Below are 17,136 nucleotides of genomic sequence, written 5' to 3' on the forward strand. Positions count from 1 at the left end.
CAAACAATAAGCGCTAAGGACAGACTCTTGGTTAATACAGCTGAGGTTCCATGCCCTCGCTCGATCAGTGATGAAGATCGAGCGAGGGCGCAAATCTATCAGTTGCTGGGTACCTTGCTCGGCAACCCGCCTTCAGCCGAGTTGCTTGAAGGGCTAGCCTCGTTGCAAGGCGACGACACCCCTCTAGGTTCAGCATCCAGACAGCTGGCCGCGCTCGCCGAACGCACCTCTCCTTTCGATGCCACACGCGAGTACAACAACTTGTTCGTTGGGCTTGGCCGTGGAGAACTGTTGCCCTACGCCAGTTATTACCTGACCGGTTTTTTGAACGAGAAACCCCTTGCCGAACTGCGAACCGACCTAATGGCCCGAGGCATCAGAGCCCGTAGCGATATCAAAGAACCTGAAGATCACATCGGCACGCTTTGCGAAATCATGGCAGGCATTATTACCGGTGATTTTCCGTGCGACAGTGATCTCTCTTCGCAAAAGTCCTTTTTCGACGGGCACCTGGCAAAGTGGGCCGGATTGTTTTTTACCGATTTGGAAGAAGCGCAAGGCGCCATCTTCTACGCGCCTGTGGGTTCGCTTGGGCGAGCCTTTATGGCCGTTGAAGCGGATGCCTTTGCTATTCAGTAACCGGAGCCAACACGGTTCCTTAACCCATGGGGAGGGTCCTATGGATAGCCCGAAACGTGAAAACAGTCGTCGCCGTTTCCTGCAACTGGCCGCCACTGCAGCTCCGGCAGCCGTGGCGATGGCCGTTGCACCAAACGCCGCAGCTGAGGTCGTCAAGAACGACGCGCCCAAAAGCCGCGGCCTGCGCGACACGGAGCACACTCGCAAGTATTTCGAATCGGCTCGCTTTTAAGGATGTGTGATTCATTCAAGATTGCGTGATGCTCTTGGGTGATAACGCCTCCGGATAAAGAGAATAATAAGAGAGAGGTAAGAGACATGTTGCGGAAGAAGACCAACGGGGTTGCGAAAGGCCCCCGTGCAGGATCTTTACTTTCATCTCTCGCTGCCAAAACGTTGGACCGCCGCCAGTTTCTGGCGGCTTCTGGCGTTGCAGTGGGGGGCATGGCGGCTTTATCGCTGACATCGGGGCGGGTTGAAGCTGCGGATCCTTCGACCGAAGGCGGGCAAATCGTTCGCAGAAAATCCGTGTGTACTCACTGCTCGGTGGGATGCACCGTCGAGGCTGAAGTCCAGAATGGCACCTGGGTCGGGCAGGAGCCGGGCTGGGACAGCCCTTTCAATATGGGCGCCCACTGTGCCAAAGGCGCTTCGGTGCGCGAGCATGCGCACGGCGAGCGTCGCCTCAAATCCCCCATGAAAATGGTTGATGGCCAATGGCAGAAGATCTCCTGGGATCAGGCGATCAACGAAATTGGCGACAAGATGCTGCAAATCCGCGACGAGAGCGGGCCGGACTCGGTCTATTGGCTGGGCAGTGCAAAGTTCAATAACGAACAGGCGTATTTATACCGTAAATTCGCTGCCTACTGGGGCACGAACAACGTTGATCATCAGGCCCGGATCTGTCACTCAACCACCGTAGCCGGCGTAGCCAACACCTGGGGCTACGGGGCTATGACCAACTCTTACAACGATATTCACAACTCCAAAGCGATTTTCCTGATCGGGGGCAACCCTGCCGAAGCCCATCCGGTCTCGCTTCTGCACATTCTGAAAGCCAAGGAAGAAAACAACGCGCCGCTCATTGTGTGTGATCCACGCTTCACGCGCACAGCGGCTCACGCGGATGAGTTTGTCCGTTTCCGGCCGGGCTCAGATGTTGCCCTGGTGTGGGGCATTCTCTGGCACATCTTTGAAAACAAATGGGAAGACAAAGAGTTCATCCGCACCCGGGTTTGGGGCATGGATGAAATTCGGGAAGAGGTGAAACGCTGGAATCCGGAAGAAGTCGAGCGTGTCACTGGTGCGCCGGGAGCGCAGCTTGAACGTGTCGCCCGAACTCTGGCCAATAACCGCCCGGGCACAGTGATCTGGTGTATGGGCGGTACTCAACACACCAACGGCAACAACAACACCCGGGCCTACTGCATCTTGCAGTTGGCGCTGGGGAACATGGGGACGCCAGGCGGCGGAACTAACATCTTCCGTGGTCACGATAACGTTCAGGGAGCGACCGACCTCGGCGTTCTGGCCGACACTCTGCCTGGGTACTACGGCCTGAGCGCGGGTGCCTGGGCACATTGGGCGCGGGTCTGGGAGGAAGAACCGGACTGGCTGAAGGGCCGGTTTGCCGTCTGGGACAAAAACGGCAAATCCAAAGCCATGATGAACGAGAAGGGGATTCCGGTGTCCCGCTGGATTGACGGGGTTCTGGAGGCCAAGGAAAACCTCGACCAGCCTGATAACACCCGGGCGATGGTGCTGTGGGGCCACGCGCCCAACTCCCAGACTCGTATGCTTGAAATGAAGGAAGCGATGGAGAAACTGGATCTGCTGGTAGTGGTGGACCCGTTTCCGACCGTTTCCGCTGTGTTGCATGATCGTAAAGATGGGGCTTATCTGCTGCCAACGACCACTCAGTTCGAAACCAGTGGTTCGGTAACCGCATCGAACCGGTCGCTGCAGTGGCGTGAAAAAGTGGTTGAGCCACTGTTTGACTCAAAGGTTGACCACGAAATCATGAAGCTGTTTGCCGACAAGTTCGGTTTTACCGACCGCATGTTCCGCAATATCGCGATCGAAGGTGACGAGCCGGTGATTGAAGACATAACCCGGGAATTCAACCGCGGTATGTGGACCATTGGCTACACCGGCCAATCGCCGGAGCGCCTGAAAAAGCACATGAAGTATCAGCATCACTTCGACAAAACCACTCTTCGTGCGAAGGGTGGCCCTTGCGACGGGGATATCTATGGCATGCCCTGGCCTTGTTGGGGTACGGCGGAAATGAATCACCCGGGTACACCGAATCTGTACGATATGTCGTTGCCCGTGTCCAAGGGTGGCCTGACCTTCCGAGCCCGATTCGGTGTTGAGCGCAACGGTGAAAACCTGTTGGCCGAGGGCGTTTACTCGAAAAACTCGGACATCAAGGACGGTTATCCCGAGTTCACCATGCAAATGTTGATGGATCTGGGCTGGGACGGGGATCTTACGGCCGAGGAACGTGCCTCGATAGACGCCGTGGCCGGCCCCCAGACCAACTGGAAGACAGACCTGTCCGGCGGCATACAGCGTGTGGCGATCAAGCACGAGTGTGCGCCCTTCGGTAATGCCAAAGCGCGGACCGTGGTCTGGAACTTCCCCGATCCCGTGCCGCGTCATCGCGAACCGCTTTATACAACGCGGCGCGATCTGGTTAAAGACTACCCGACCTACGAAGACAAAACGTTCTGGCGTGTGCCGACTTTGTATGAGTCCATTCAGAAGAAGGACTTCAGCAAGGACTTCCCCATCATTTTGACCTCAGGCCGTCTGGTCGAATACGAAGGAGGCGGAGACGAGACTCGTTCGAACCCATGGTTGGCCGAGTTGCAGCAAGACATGTTCATCGAGGTGAATACGCGAGATGCGAACAACCTGAATATTCGTGATGGCAAGGATGTCTGGGTAACCGGTCCGGAAGGCGGGCGAATTAAAGTCAAAGCGTTGGTGACCGAACGGGTTGGCGAGGGAGTAGCCTTTATGCCGTTCCACTTCGGTGGGCACCTGGAGGGCAAGTCTTTGAGGGATAAGTACCCGAAAGGCTCGGATCCCTATGTTCTGGGTGAATCGACAAACGTTGTTCAAACATACGGGTACGACTCGGTCACGCAGATGCAAGAGACCAAGGCCACCCTGTGTTCGATCATGCCGGCATAACAGGAGGTGTAGATCATGGCACTTGAAGGACAAGCACGTGCAAAATTCCTTTGCGACGCCGAACGCTGCATCGAATGTAATGCCTGCGTCACGGCCTGTAAAAACGAGCATGAAGTCCCATGGGGTATCAACCGTCGGCGCGTGGTGACCATCGATGATGGTAAGCCGGGCGAGCGTTCGATTTCGGTAGCCTGCATGCACTGTTCAGATGCGCCTTGTATGGCTGTTTGTCCGGTGGATTGCTTCTACCAGACTGAAGACGGCATCGTGTTGCACTCCAAGGATCTGTGCATTGGTTGTGGGTATTGCTTCTACGCTTGCCCCTTCGGCGCGCCTCAGTTCCCGCAAGCGGGCAACTTTGGTAGCCGGGGCAAGATGGACAAATGCACGTTCTGTGCAGGTGGCCCGGAAGAAGATCACTCCGCGGCCGAGTACTCCAAATACGGGCGTAACCGGATCGCAGAGGGAAAACTGCCTCTGTGTGCGGAAATGTGTTCGACCAAAGCTTTGTTGGCCGGTGATGGCAACGAGGTGGCCGACATCTATCGCCAGCGCGTGGTGAGCCGGGGCTTCGGTTCGGGCGCCTGGGGATGGGGCACAGCCTACGAGAGGAAGGGTGCATAAGTTTGCCTGAGCTTTCCGGGGCCTTTGGGCCCCGGAATCCATTGAGGTAACGAATGCTTCTTGTTTATTCCGTTGGAGCGCTCTCATGAATGCAAAACTATTGGCTGTCGCTCTCTTTATGCTGGCAGTCCTGTCATTCAACTCTGCGTGGGCAGAACCTGCGGTGGACCGGACAGCGACCGGGGGCGCGCAAACCCTGGAAGACATCATGGCTCGCCAGCAGCAGCTGAAAGTTGATCCGTCTTTTCGGTCTGAAAATCTGGGCGACCCAGCCAATGCGGCGCCTACCACCGAGCAATTAGGCACTCGGGGCGGGGTTTCACTGTCTGACACCTACCGGTCCATTCGCTATAACGAATTCGATGCCAACACACAGGTGCGGGGGCCTGCAGCTGATGTCCTGATCCAAGACGGAGGCATGCCGTGGCTTAAACTGCGCGAGGGGCCGATCATTACCTATGGCGGCGGCGCACTCCTGGGTTTCATCCTTCTGCTGGTGGTGTTTTACCTCATTCGCGGAAAAATCAGGATTGAAGGTGGCCCGTCTGGCGTGACGATCCAGCGCTTTAAAGCCATCGAACGGTTTGGCCATTGGTTGTTGGCAGGCTCGTTCATTGTGCTGGGTCTAACCGGGCTCATTACACTGATGGGCAGAAGCTTTCTGATTCCCGTTTTCGGGGCCGATGCCTTCGCGACTCTAGCCGCCGGCTCCAAGTGGATACACAACAACATCTCCTGGGCCTTTATGATCGGTTTGATCATGACCTTTTTTATGTGGGTGGCGCATAACATTCCCAATAAGCTGGATTGGCAGTGGCTCAAGGCGGGGGGCGGAATTTTCAGTGATTCACACCCTTCAGCCAAGAAATTTAACGCCGGTCAAAAGATCGTTTTCTGGACGGTTATGGTGTTAGGCGTTTCGGTGTCACTATCCGGTTTGTCGCTGCTGTTCCCGTTCCAGATGCCGATGTTTTCCGATACATTCGGCGTCATAAACAGCGTCTTTGGAACAGATCTCAATACGGCCCTGACACCGCATGAAGAGATGCAGTATGCCAACATCTGGCACTCGATCGTGGCGTTCGTCATGATGCTGGCCATTATCGCTCACATCTACATCGGTACGGTGGGTATGGAAGGCGCCTATGATGCGATGGGTAATGGCCAGGTGGATGTGGAATGGGCGCGTCAGCACCACGATCTGTGGGTGGCCGAGGTGGAGGCTAAACAAGGCAAAGGAGACGTTCCGTGAAAGTGATGATTGCGGCATTTGCTGCGGCCTTGCTGATCGCTTTCGCTGCTCCGTTATTGCTGGGCCAGTTCGGATGGTCGTCAGCGGAGCAGGAAAGCAGCGCAACGAGTGTGCGCCTTGACTGAGCAAGCTGAAGCCTATCGAATCGATGCGATCGGTTTGCTGTGCCCGCTCCCCATTTTGCGCTTTAAAAAGCGCATTCAGGGGTTGCCCAGCGGCACGTTAGTTGAGTTCCTGGCTGATGATCCAACCAGTCGCCGGGATTTGCAGGCACTGTGCGATATGGCCGGCCACAGGTTGGAGTGGGTTCGGGAAGAGGGCGACGGGGTTCTGCGTTACGGTGTTTATCTGGCGTAATCAGATCCCTGGAGCTATTTGCGCCAGGCCTCCCCTCGGGCAACATCCGACGCCTTCTGCTCTACCCAATGTTCTCCCGATTCAGACAGCTCCTTTTTCCAAAACGGTGCAGACGTTTTAAGCGCGTCCATAATAAACTCGCAAGCGGCAAATGCATCGGCCCGGTGTGCACTGCACACGCCTACAAATACAATCTGGTCTTGCAGCTCAAGCTTGCCAACCCGGTGAATAACCCGAGCCTGACGCACGTCCCACCGTCGTGAAGCCTCGTCGATCAACTCCGCAATGACTTGCTCCGTCATTCCCGGATAGTGCTCCAGAAACAGGCCGGAAACGCCCTGAGTGTCGCCAGAGTCTCGAACCAGTCCCGTAAAGGTCGCAATCGCCCCGGTACCGGTTCCGCTTTCCCGAAGCGCCGCATATTCGGTGCCGGCATCAAAATCGTCCGTCTGAATGCTGATCATATTAACCCCCGGTTACCGGTGGAAAGAAAGCAACCTCATCGCCTGCCTTCACCGTGGCATTGGACTTTGCCATCGCCTGATTGATGGCAATCATTACGGGTTGGTCGCCTTGTAATTGCGCCCAGGGGCCGCCTTGGCTAGCCAGCTCTGCCAACAAATCCCCGGCGGTCTGATATTTGTTTGCCGGTAGGGTGAGTTGCTCCGTACCCAGTTCCTCACGGAGGCGCGCAAAAAAACGGACGGTAATGGTCTGGTCAGTCATATCAGCTCAGTAACTCAGTGAATGGGAAGTAGGTGATCAGGCTGCCTTCGGCAACGGTGCCCTGTTCCGGTATGACTGCCAAGCCGTCGGCCCAGCAGGCCGAGCTCAATACACCAGAGCTCTGGTTCGGGTACGCGCTGATCTGAGTCTGGCCGTTCACCGATTCCAGGCGCGCGCGAACAAACTCACGGCGCACGGAAGACGAGGTGATGTTAAACGCCGCCGGCAGTTTCTGACCGGCTGGGTGAATACGCGAACGCCCCTGGCAGGTGCGAATGTAGGGCATGGCGACCATTAGAAAAGTCACCAGTACCGAGGCCGGATTGCCAGGCAGACCGAACACTGGTGTTCCTTTGATGGAACCAAATGCCAGAGGCTTGCCGGGTTTGATCGCCAAGCGCCACAGCGACAGCTCGCCGGATGCCTCCAGTACCGCCCGAACGTGGTCCTCCTCCCCCACGGAAACGCCTCCGCTGGTGATGATCAGGTCGGCCTGTGTCGCGGCGCGCTCAAGTGTTTCCCGGGTCTCGGTGCGGGTGTCGCGCAGCGTGTCACACAGCACGACATCGCAGCCGGCCTCCGCCAACAGAGCGAGCAGCGTGAAACGGTTGGTGTTATAGATCTGGCCTGGCCCCAGTGGCTTGCCCGGATCAACCAGCTCATCGCCGGTGGACAGAATGGCGACCCGCAACTTTTTTACCAGCGTCACTTCCGCTAGACCTAAAGATGCCAACAGACCCATTTCTTGAGCCCGGATTTTCGTGCCTTTGCCCAGTGCCAGGCTACCTTTGGCGAGATCCTGGCCGCGCCGACGGATATTTCGATCGGCTTTTACATCGCCATCTATCAGTATGCCGTTGTCGGTTACCTCAACTCGCTCCTGCATGATGACCGTATCCGCCCCTGCGGGAATTTCCGAGCCGGTAAAAATGCGGGCAGCGGTTCCGGGTTCCAGCGGCTTTGGAGCCGAGCCTGCGGGAATCCTGTCGGAGACAAAGAGTGCCTGGCCAGGAACGTAGTCCTCGGCCCGCAAGGCATAGCCATCTACCGAGCTGTTGTCGGCCGGAGGAACATCCGCCAGAGCCAGGTAATCCTGCGCCAGTATCCGGCCAAAGCTTTCTGTGAGCGGCAGGCGCTCGGTTTCGGTAATCACCGGCGCCATGCTCAGCAGGTGGGCAAGGGCTTCTTCGAGCGGCGTGAGCTGGGCTGTCATTGTGCGAGTCTCCGAGGCCAGAACTAACGTGTTGCGCGATTTCCAATCACTTCTTGAAGGCGTTCCACTGCCCTTTGCGGCTTGCGCTGAACCAGAGCCGAGAAGTTGCAGGGGGCGTGGCGGCTGTCTAATTGTGTGTTCAGAATGCCATTCCACCCGGTGCGACATGCGCCGGTGGAGCCGGGTAGACAGAAAATGACCGTATGGTTGGCGAGACCGGCAAAGGCTCGGGACTGAATGGTGGAGCTGCCAATTTCCGAAGCCGACAGACGCCGGAACTCTTCGCCAAACCCTTCAATCGACTTGTCTAAAAGCGGAATAACCGCTTCTGGTGTGCTGTCCCGTTCGCTGAAGCCGGTACCACCTGTGATGATAATGGCATGGATATCCGGATCGGCAATCCAGGAGGACATCGCGGCACGTATCAGATAAACATCGTCAGGCAGGATGCGCCGTGAAATCAGTTGATGGCCGGCCGCCACCGCGCTGTCTTCAAGAAACTGACCGGAAGCATCTTCATCAAAGCCGCGAGTATCGGAAACGGTAAGAATCGCGATGTTGAGGGGGGTGAGTTCGTTCGTGGGCTCAGTACTCATGAAAAGCGCTCCGAAAATCACAGAGGAAATAGTGACTCTCAGTATCTCTTTCAATCGCGGGCAATGGAAGGGAGTGACCAGACAGAGAGGGCTTTCCGAGCTTGTGCGCTGGGATTTTTGGCGAAAGTTGGCGTTAATTTGTCCAGTGCACTTGACAGATCCGGTCAAGGTGGTCGATTATGCTGACTGCCCGGCGAACAGTTGTTCCCACTCTACTGGCACAAGCAATTATATCCGGCTTCCCTCTGCACCGGATGCTCCATCTGCCAGCACCTTGTTTCAATATATATTTATGATCAACGCGTTCAGGGGCATCCCTGCAATTTCAACCGTCGTTTACTTCCATTCCTGAAAAATCCTACAAATTATGAATCTTACTGAACTCAAGCAGAAATCTGTGCCCGAATTGCTCGAAATCGCGCAAGAAATGGGCCTCGACAACCTCGCCCGTTCGCGCAAACAAGACGTCATCTTCAGCATTCTGAAGAAGCACGCCAAGAGCGGCGAAGACATTTACGGTGATGGTGTACTGGAGATTCTGCAGGATGGCTTCGGCTTTCTACGTTCTGCCGACGCGTCCTACCTGGCTGGCCCCGACGATATCTACGTGTCGCCGAGCCAGATCCGCCGTTTCAACCTGCGCACGGGTGATACCGTCGCGGGCAAGATCCGCCCACCGAAAGACGGCGAGCGTTACTTTGCTCTGCTGAAAGTGAGCGAGATCAACTTCGACAAGCCGGACAACGCCCGTAACAAGATTCTGTTTGAAAACCTGACGCCGCTGTTCCCGGACGAGCGTTTGGTATTGGAAGTAGGTAACGGCAGTACCGAAGATCTTTCTTCCCGGGTACTCGACCTGGTCTCGCCAATCGGGAAAGGTCAGCGTGGTCTGATCGTATCGCCACCCAAGGCGGGTAAGACACTGTTGATGCAGGGTATCGCCCAGTCCATCGTTCGTAACAATCCCGAATGTCACCTGATGGTGCTGCTGATTGACGAGCGTCCGGAAGAAGTCACAGAAATGCAGCGCACGGTGCGCGGGGAAGTGATTGCCTCCACCTTTGACGAGCCGCCGGCCCGTCACGTTCAGGTTGCCGAAATGGTGATCGAAAAAGCCAAGCGTCTGGTTGAGCACAAAAAAGACGTGGTTATTCTGCTGGATTCCATGACCCGTCTGGCTCGTGCCTACAACACCGTGATCCCGTCCTCCGGTAAAGTACTGACTGGTGGTGTGGACGCGCACGCTTTGGAAAAGCCGAAGCGTTTCTTCGGTGCGGCCCGTAATGTTGAAGAGGGTGGCAGCTTGACCATCCTATCGACCGCGCTGGTAGACACCGGCTCCAAAATGGATGAAGTCATCTACGAGGAGTTTAAAGGTACCGGTAATATGGAAGTCCATCTGGACCGTAAGATTGCCGAGAAGCGCGTTTACCCAGCCATCAACGTACGTCGTTCCGGCACACGCCGTGAAGACCTGTTGATGTCGGAATCGGAAATCCAGCGCATCTGGATTCTGCGCAAGTTGCTGCACTCCATGGATGACGACACCGCATCTTTGGAGTTCCTGCTGGACAAACTGCGGGACACCAAAACCAACGACGAATTCTTCCAGTCCATGAAGCGTCGTTGAGTTTGAACTTCGGAGTAGGGCGAATTCCGCCAAAGCGCGGAACCCAAGCCTGACACTGGAAGAACCAAGCCGGGCGAGGGGGCCAAAACATTCAGGAAAACCACGTTTTCCGTTTTGGCCCCCTCGCCCGGCTTGGTTCCAACTCCCCAGTCCAAACACTGACTTTAGCCCTCCGAACGCTCAAAGCATGGAAGGCTGAATGCGGAGCATAAGATGAAATACAACGACCTGAGAGACTTCATAGCCCAGCTGGAAAAACTGGGAGAGCTAAAGCGCATCAGCGTAGAAGTTGACCCCCATCTGGAAATGACCGAAATCTGCGACCGCACCCTGCGGGCAGGTGGGCCAGCGTTGTTGTTTGAAAACCCCAAAGGCTATGACATGCCCGTGTTGGCCAACTTGTTCGGTACGCCGAAACGGGTTGCGCTGGGTATGGGGCAGGACGATGTCACCGCATTGCGAGAAGTCGGTAAACTGCTGGCATTTCTGAAAGAGCCGGATCCCCCCAAAGGCTTCAAAGACGCGCTGGAAAAACTGCCCATCTTCAAGCAAGTCATGCGCATGAGCCCGAAAGTGCTCCGTTCTGCACCTTGCCAAGAGGTGGTGATCGAAAAAGACCAGGTCGATTTGTACCAGATTCCGGTTCAGCATTGTTGGCCCGGGGATGCCGGTCCGCTGGTGACCTGGCCTTTGGTTATTACCCGTGGCCCCAATAAAGAGCGCCAGAATCTGGGTATCTACCGGCAACAGGTTATCGGCCGTAATCGGCTGATCATGCGCTGGCTCAGCCATCGAGGCGGTGCTTTGGATTATCAGGAATTCCGCAAAGCGAACCCGGATAAACCTTACCCGGTTGCGGTGGCGCTCGGTGCCGACCCAGCCACCATACTTGGTGCCGTAACACCGGTACCAGATAGCCTGTCTGAATACGCTTTTGCCGGCTTGCTGCGCGGCTCACGTACCGAACTGGTGAATGCCGGGCTCAGCGATCTGCAGGTGCCGGCCAGTGCGGAGATCGTGCTGGAGGGCTTTATCTATCCCGAAGACACGGCGCCAGAAGGGCCGTTTGGTGACCACACCGGTTATTACAACGAAGTGGATGAGTTCCCGGTGTTTACCGTTGAGCGCATCACGCATCGTAAAGATCCGATCTACCACAGTACCTACACCGGCCGTCCGCCGGATGAGCCGGCCGTGTTGGGTGTGGCGCTGAACGAAGTGTTTATTCCGATACTGCAGAAGCAGTTTCCGGAAATCGTGGATTTCTATCTGCCGCCAGAAGGTTGTTCGTATCGGCTGGCGATTGTCACCATGAAAAAGCAGTACCCCGGCCATGCCAAACGCGTGATGATGGGCGTATGGTCGTTCTTGCGCCAGTTCATGTACACCAAGTTCGTGATTGTGACGGACGACGATGTGAATGCCCGAAACTGGGAAGACGTTATCTGGGCCATGACCACCCGGATGGACCCGACCCGGGACACCACGCTGGTGGACAACACCCCGATCGATTATCTGGACTTTGCCTCGCCAGTCTCTGGCCTTGGCTCCAAGATGGGGCTGGATGCGACCAATAAATGGCCGGGTGAAACCGATCGTGAATGGGGCGAAGCCATCACCATGACCGATGAGGTCAAGCAGCGGGTGGACGACATCTGGGACAGCCTGGGGATTGAAATTCCGGAAAACTCCCCAAAATGAAGGGGTAGCAAGCTTGCACCGTATTCGTTTGCGCCCTGCAGACCTGAGCTATCCGGTAAGCGACACCAACGATCTGCTGTCGGCGGCTGCAGAAGCGGGTATTCAGGCGCCGGCGGCATGCCGCAATGGCGTTTGTGAAATTTGTGAAGCCCGGCTGCTTGGCGGGCAAGCGCTGAACACCCGCAACCAGCAACTCATTTTAACCGGAGGGCGCCTGATGATGTGTCGGACTCAGGCGCTATCCGATATCGAATTGGAGATACCCGCCGTTATGGCAACAGGAAATCATCAGCCCCGTATCTATCAAGCCAAGGTGGTGGACGTGAGCTCCATCAACCACGACGTATACCGGGTAGAGTTGAAGTTGCCTCGGCGCCGGGACGTGAGCTTCCATGCCGGTCAGTATTTATCGGTCAACCTGCCCGATGCGGATCCCTGTTATTTCTCCATTGCCAGCAGCCCTTCGGAAGAGAACATTACCCTGCACATCCAGGCCACGCCGGAATGGGTTTCCGCGCAGAGGGTAATTGATGCGTTGACTTCCGGCGAGGATGTTTCAGTGCAATTGCCGCATGGTAAGGCTTGCCTGGCCGCAGCGCCGGATAAGCCGCTGGTCCTGGTCGCTGCGGGTACCGGCTTTGCGCAGATGAAAAGCTTGGTGGAGTATCTCAAGGGAACCAATTTCAGCCACAGCATCAAGCTGTTCTGGGGGGTGCGTAAACACGAAGATATGTACCTTCGCTCGCTGGCCCAGCGCTGGCACGACGAGTCGAATGCCTTCACTTTTATGCCGGTGGTTGGTGACAACGAAGACAACGATTGGGCTGGCCATCACGACCAGCTGGTACGTGCGGTGCTTGCAACGGGTATCGACTGGTGCACCGTCGAAGTACACGCCAGCGGCTCACCAACCATGGTGTACACGCTGATGGATGCGTTGGTCGAGGCAGGACTTCCCGCGCAGGATTTTTATTCGGATGTGCTGGAGTATGCCCCAAGGGCCTGACAGATCAGGCCTTGGGCATAGGTAACTCGGGCAGGGCGTTGTCCGATTCAAGCTCTTGCATGATCAGTTTTACGCTGCTTTCTTCCTCGCCCATATGGGCATTCAGCCGGCTTAGCTCAGCCAGGGTTTCGCGGTCCCGCTTTAATTTCAGGCTGGCGGTAAAGTATTCTCGGGCTTTGCCCCACAGCTGATTTCGTAGGCTTAAACGCCCTAATGCCAGCAGTAGTTGTGGGTTATTGGGCCGATCTTTGTACCATTGCTCTGCAGTGAGCAGCTGCACTTCGGGGTCGCTGCCTTCCAGCCGCCCGTAGAGATTGATCAACTCATCGCTCCAGTGGTTTCGAAGCACCTTGCGCAGCAGGGTTTCGGCTTGTTCTTCGTCGCCCAGACGGGCGAGCAACCGGGCATAGTCCCGAATGGTGTGTTCGTCCCGGCGCACGAATCTGGGAAGCTCGTCCCACAGGCGGGTCAGGGGTTCTAACGATGCTTCCGGATCGCTTTCACGCTTGCGTTCGCAATCTTCAGCGGCCCGCTCCAGCAGGTTTTTCCAGACCTCACGTTCCAGATCGTCCAGCTCTTTTTCGGTCAGCACACTGCGCTTGCGCAGTTCAGGCACGAGTTTCGAGAGCTCTTTCCAGTCTTCCAATCGAAGATACGTGGTCTTCAGAAGCTTCAGCACGAAAGGGTGGTGCGGGGCCTCTTTGCGCAGGCGTAACAGAGTCGCCAGCGCTTGTTCCAACCGATTGCCGGCAAGCTGCAACTGAGCCTGGGTGATACCCACCGCCAGGCTGGAGCCCGGTGTGCTTTCGAAGGCCAGGCGCAACAGTTCATCGGCGCCTTCATGGTCACCGGTTTCAGAGGCTGCCTGGGCAGCCGCCAAATAGTTGATCAGCGGTGTATCGGCGTGGTTGGCGGCACTGGCTAACAGCTTTCGGGCCCGGGGCCAGTTGCCTTCGGCCAAGGCCAACAATCCCTTGGTGGTGCGGCGCCTGGCCCGGCGTTCGTGGCCTCGGCTAACCCAGGTGGCCATCAGGCTGGTGCCTTTACGGAATCGTTTGATGGTGTTAATGACGAAAAGGCTCAGAAGCACCAGCACAACAATCAGTGCAAGCCCGACCCAGAAATTGGTTTCGATCAGATAATTGCCCAGACTGATGCGGATATAGCCCAGATCGTATGCCAGCCCCATGGACAGACCGGTTCCAATCAACAGCGCGCCCAGAATAATCAGCAAAAGGAGAATCATGAACCTTTACCCTCGCTGTCGGTTGCCAGCCGGCCCGCCAGGCGTTCTTTGAGCAAGCCGAGTGATTGACTGACATCGGGGAGGGTCGGATCGACGTGTTTGTCGGCCAGTTCGGCGAGGGCTGCGGACAAACCTTGGATGGCCGGATTGCTGGAGTCGTACCATTCGCTGACGGTCCGGCGAGCTTTGTCGAGGGCGCGTTCATACAGCGCCTGATTGCCCCGGAGCACGGCCATTTCAGCTTCTTCCAGCATGAGTTGCAGGTTCAGACGGGCCCACGCGCTTTGATCCGGAGACATCAGGGGCTTGACTGTCTCATCCAGCCGGCGCACCACGACCACGTCTTTCAGCGTGCTCAGGAAGCGATTCCAGCCTCGGGTAAACATGTTGCTGCCATCTTCCGGAGCGTTGGTGTCTTCGCTCATATTGAAGCCCGGTGCCTGATCGTGAATCAGTGCCTGGGTGGTTAGCTCGTTCACGCTGGCAATGGCGGCTTCTAGCTTCAGGTACAATCCGGTGCGATCCACACCCTGAATACTCTTGAGCGCCAGAATCTCTTTGGCAAGCTGTTCGCGAACCGGATAAACACCGATGTCATCGGATTCTGCTAGTACCTCATCGGCGGATTCCAGTGCTGAGAGTGCACCGCGAATGTCTTTTTCAATCATCAGGCGCTGATTGCCCACGCGCAGCAGGTATTCCGCTTCCGCGAGCAGCCAGTCTGTGCGCGTGCGATTACCGGCTTCGAGCAGTTCACGAGCGTTGTGATCGATCTGGCGCTGTTGAGTGGCGATCAATTCACGTTGTTCGGCCAGTTTGTTTTCCAACGTTTGAATGCGTTGGCTTTGTTCGCTCCCGCGACTGCCGTAGAGGTTTTCCAGTTGCTCGGTGTCTTGCTTCAGGTCTTGAAGCGCCTGCAGGCTGTTGTTTTGCCGGTTCCATTGCTGCCAGTTCCACAGTGCAAGCAGGATCACCAGAATCAGGGCAACGATGGCGATGATCCAGACAGGCCAAAGGCGCGGTTTTTGGGTGTCGGTTTCTTCAACCGGGGCGGGCAATTGGTTCGTTGTCTCAGTCACGGGCATCCTTACTCGGTTATCCGTTGTTGTTAGCTTTTTGCTGCAAGCTTTGATGCAACACTGGTTATCAGGCTTTGATCGTCCAGACCAGCGGGTATGATCAGGTTCGTGAAACCCGCTTCCTCAGCCTTCCGGGCTACTCGTTCAGCCGGCACTACGACGAGGGTACGATGCAATCCCAGCTGGTAACCAGTCGCAAGGTCATTGAGATTGTTCAGGGTTTCTCCGGAAAGCGCAATGACCACTTCAGGCCGGAAATTGCCAAAAATCTCGTCTACCTGTTCTGGAGGATAGTACGGCTGAGCCCGTCGGTACAGTGGCATGACCGAGACTTTCGCACCGCGCTGCTCCAGGGTTTCACGAATCAGCTCCCGGCCTTGCTCGCCCCGAGCCAATAACACTTTGTCTCCGGCAAGATTTTGCAGCGACGGAAGTTCAAGCAGTGCTTCGCTGGTCCAGCCCTGCCGAGGCTGACGAGCTTTCAGGCCGTGACCGGCAAACACTGAAGACGTGCCTGAGCCTACGCCGTACCATTGGATGCCCAGGGGAATCTGGGGCCACCAGTGGTCGATGTGATCGAGCAACAAACCGGCGGCAAAGGGGCTCACCGCAATCACGTGGCTGAAGTTGTCCAGTTCTTGCAGCTGTGTGCGCTGTTCAGGCGTCTCGGGCAGTGGCTCCCTGACCAGCAACGGCATGGTTCGGCATTCCGCGCCGGCGGCACGGAATGCCTCGGCAAGGCGCGAGGCTTCCGGTTCCGGCCGGCAAATCAGAATACGGCGAGTCGCCAGCTCAGGGAGGCGTTGCTGACGATCAGGTTGGGGTGTGGCCATACACTTCAGCCAACACTTTATCCGCACCCATGCCCAACAGTTGTTCAGCCAGCTCACGGCCCAGGCGTTCGCCTTCAGCTCTGGGCGCGCGGCCTTCAACCCGAAGAATTTGTGTGCCGTCTACCGAGCCGACCAAACCGCGCAGCCACAGCGTGTCATCGTCTTCCAGCAGCGCGTAAGCCGCAATGGGCACCTGACAACCGCCTTCCAGGCGGCGGTTCATGGCGCGTTCCGCTTTTACGCGGTCTGCAGAATCGGCGTGGTTAAGTGGCTCAAGCATTTCCCGTAATTCGTTGTCGCTCAGACGGCATTCAATGCCCAACGCGCCCTGACCAACTGCGGGTAAGCAAAAGGTATCCGGCAGGCAATAACGGATGCGATCGCCGAAACCAAGACGCTTCAAACCGGAACTGGCCAGAATAATGGCGTCGTAGTCGCCGGCATCCAGCTTTGCCAAACGGGTGTTGACGTTGCCGCGAAGCATTTTGATTTCGAGATCCGGGCGATTGGCGCGAATCTGCGCTTCCCGTCGCAGGCTCGAGGTTCCGACCACTGCGCCAGCAGGCAATTCGTCAATATTGGCGTAGTGGTTGCTGATGAATGCATCGGTGGGATCTTCACGCTCGCAAATGGCGACCAGGCCAAGACCTTCGGGAAACTCCATCGGTACGTCTTTCATCGAGTGCACGGCCAGGTCGGCGCGGCCATCCAGCATGGCTTCTTCCAGTTCTTTGACAAACAGGCCTTTACCACCAACTTTCGCCAAAGGCACATCAAGGATTATGTCGCCTTGAGTCTTGATTTTGATCAGTTCGACGGTGATATGGCTGTGAAGCCTTTCCAGTTCGGACTTGATGAATTCTGCCTGCCACAATGCCAGGGCACTGCTGCGGGTTGCGATGCGAAGAATACGTTTGGACATTGCACTCACTGTCGTTGAGAAAAATGTACCGACAAGGTTACCTTGAGAGATAAGAAAAGTCCCGCAAGGTACCCCGATGTACCCCATTGGGGGGCGTTTAACCTCGGG

At 56.5% G+C, this 17,136-nt stretch carries 18 protein-coding genes; 10 read left to right on the plus strand and 8 right to left on the minus strand.

Translation table 11 applies throughout. The features are described from left to right. Nucleotides 1-27: 27 nt before the first annotated feature. The 7 genes from Q9245_RS10165 to Q9245_RS10195 all read left to right on the plus strand — a co-directional run bounded on the left by Q9245_RS10165 (nt 28) and on the right by Q9245_RS10195 (nt 6,076). Nucleotides 28-639 (plus strand): molecular chaperone, encoded by a 612-nt coding sequence (locus Q9245_RS10165; protein WP_305897029.1) that lies wholly within the window; start codon nt 28-30, stop codon nt 637-639. A gap of 40 nt (nt 640-679) precedes the next feature. Then, nucleotides 680-871, plus strand: coding sequence for a twin-arginine translocation signal domain-containing protein (locus Q9245_RS10170; RefSeq protein ID WP_133006670.1), 192 nt, complete (start codon nt 680-682; stop codon nt 869-871). Between the two features lie 86 nt (nt 872-957). Then, the gene (locus tag Q9245_RS10175; RefSeq protein WP_305897030.1) at nt 958-3,843 is read left to right on the plus strand and encodes a molybdopterin-dependent oxidoreductase; all 2,886 of its coding nucleotides are present in this window, start codon (nt 958-960) and stop codon (nt 3,841-3,843) included. Nucleotides 3,844-3,858: 15 nt separating this feature from the next. Beyond that, complete coding sequence (fdh3B, locus tag Q9245_RS10180) at nt 3,859-4,467, plus strand: formate dehydrogenase FDH3 subunit beta (protein ID WP_305897031.1); 609 nt, start codon at nt 3,859-3,861, stop codon at nt 4,465-4,467. Between the two features lie 85 nt (nt 4,468-4,552). Continuing rightward, a complete protein-coding gene (locus Q9245_RS10185; protein WP_305897032.1) occupies nt 4,553-5,719 on the plus strand; it encodes a formate dehydrogenase subunit gamma in 1,167 nt (388 codons plus the stop codon). Then, on the plus strand, nt 5,716-5,844 hold the full coding sequence (locus Q9245_RS10190; RefSeq protein ID WP_305897205.1) for a hypothetical protein: 129 nt from the start codon (nt 5,716-5,718) through the stop codon (nt 5,842-5,844). Before Q9245_RS10185 ends, Q9245_RS10190 begins: the two co-directional genes overlap by 4 nt. Next, nucleotides 5,837-6,076 (plus strand): sulfurtransferase TusA family protein, encoded by a 240-nt coding sequence (locus tag Q9245_RS10195; protein ID WP_371824799.1) that lies wholly within the window; start codon nt 5,837-5,839, stop codon nt 6,074-6,076. Before Q9245_RS10190 ends, Q9245_RS10195 begins: the two co-directional genes overlap by 8 nt. Before the next feature lie 14 nt (nt 6,077-6,090). On the opposite strand, the gene Q9245_RS10200 is transcribed toward Q9245_RS10195, so the two are convergent. From Q9245_RS10200 to moaB, 4 genes are read right to left on the minus strand one after another with little or no spacing between them, the layout of a single operon-like run. Next, entirely contained in the window at nt 6,091-6,540 is a 450-nt protein-coding gene (locus Q9245_RS10200; protein ID WP_305897034.1) for a molybdenum cofactor biosynthesis protein MoaE, read from the minus strand. 1 nt (nt 6,541) lies between these two features. Beyond that, a complete protein-coding gene (moaD, locus tag Q9245_RS10205; RefSeq protein ID WP_199005234.1) occupies nt 6,542-6,802 on the minus strand; it encodes a molybdopterin converting factor subunit 1 in 261 nt (86 codons plus the stop codon). Between the two features lies 1 nt (nt 6,803). After that, nucleotides 6,804-8,015 carry a gephyrin-like molybdotransferase Glp gene (glp, locus tag Q9245_RS10210; protein WP_305897035.1) on the minus strand — a complete coding sequence of 404 codons (1,212 nt, stop codon included), beginning with the start codon at nt 8,013-8,015 and terminating at the stop codon, nt 6,804-6,806. Nucleotides 8,016-8,038: 23 nt separating this feature from the next. Beyond that, a complete protein-coding gene (gene moaB / locus Q9245_RS10215) occupies nt 8,039-8,611 on the minus strand; it encodes a molybdenum cofactor biosynthesis protein B (RefSeq protein ID WP_305897036.1) in 573 nt (190 codons plus the stop codon). Between the two features lie 367 nt (nt 8,612-8,978). Between moaB and rho the strand changes: the two genes are divergently transcribed. The 3 genes from rho (at nt 8,979) to Q9245_RS10230 (ending at nt 12,948) form a co-directional block, all read left to right on the plus strand. Continuing rightward, on the plus strand, nt 8,979-10,241 hold the full coding sequence (rho, locus tag Q9245_RS10220; protein ID WP_247064004.1) for a transcription termination factor Rho: 1,263 nt from the start codon (nt 8,979-8,981) through the stop codon (nt 10,239-10,241). Between the two features lie 213 nt (nt 10,242-10,454). Continuing rightward, on the plus strand, nt 10,455-11,942 hold the full coding sequence (gene ubiD / locus Q9245_RS10225; RefSeq protein ID WP_305897037.1) for a 4-hydroxy-3-polyprenylbenzoate decarboxylase: 1,488 nt from the start codon (nt 10,455-10,457) through the stop codon (nt 11,940-11,942). Nucleotides 11,943-11,955: 13 nt separating this feature from the next. Next, entirely contained in the window at nt 11,956-12,948 is a 993-nt protein-coding gene (locus tag Q9245_RS10230) for a 2Fe-2S iron-sulfur cluster-binding protein (protein WP_305897038.1), read from the plus strand. Nucleotides 12,949-12,952: 4 nt separating this feature from the next. Here the strand turns inward: Q9245_RS10230 and Q9245_RS10235 are convergent, their stop codons facing one another. Genes Q9245_RS10235 through hemC form a run of 4 tightly spaced genes read right to left on the minus strand, consistent with a single transcriptional unit; the run spans nt 12,953 to nt 17,028 of the window. Further along, nucleotides 12,953-14,194, minus strand: coding sequence for a heme biosynthesis HemY N-terminal domain-containing protein (locus Q9245_RS10235; RefSeq protein WP_305897039.1), 1,242 nt, complete (start codon nt 14,192-14,194; stop codon nt 12,953-12,955). Continuing rightward, nucleotides 14,191-15,279, minus strand: coding sequence for a uroporphyrinogen-III C-methyltransferase (locus Q9245_RS10240; RefSeq protein ID WP_305897040.1), 1,089 nt, complete (start codon nt 15,277-15,279; stop codon nt 14,191-14,193). Before Q9245_RS10240 ends, Q9245_RS10235 begins: the two co-directional genes overlap by 4 nt. 23 nt (nt 15,280-15,302) lie before the next feature. Next, a complete protein-coding gene (locus tag Q9245_RS10245) occupies nt 15,303-16,106 on the minus strand; it encodes a uroporphyrinogen-III synthase (protein WP_305897041.1) in 804 nt (267 codons plus the stop codon). Then, nucleotides 16,087-17,028 (minus strand): hydroxymethylbilane synthase, encoded by a 942-nt coding sequence (gene hemC, locus Q9245_RS10250; protein WP_305897042.1) that lies wholly within the window; start codon nt 17,026-17,028, stop codon nt 16,087-16,089. The genes Q9245_RS10245 and hemC overlap by 20 nt, the downstream gene beginning before the upstream one ends. Nucleotides 17,029-17,136 lie beyond the last annotated feature (108 nt).

Origin of the sequence: Marinobacter sp. MDS2 (assembly GCF_030718085.1) — a bacterium.
In the GTDB taxonomy this organism is placed as follows: Bacteria; Pseudomonadota; Gammaproteobacteria; order Pseudomonadales; family Oleiphilaceae; genus Marinobacter.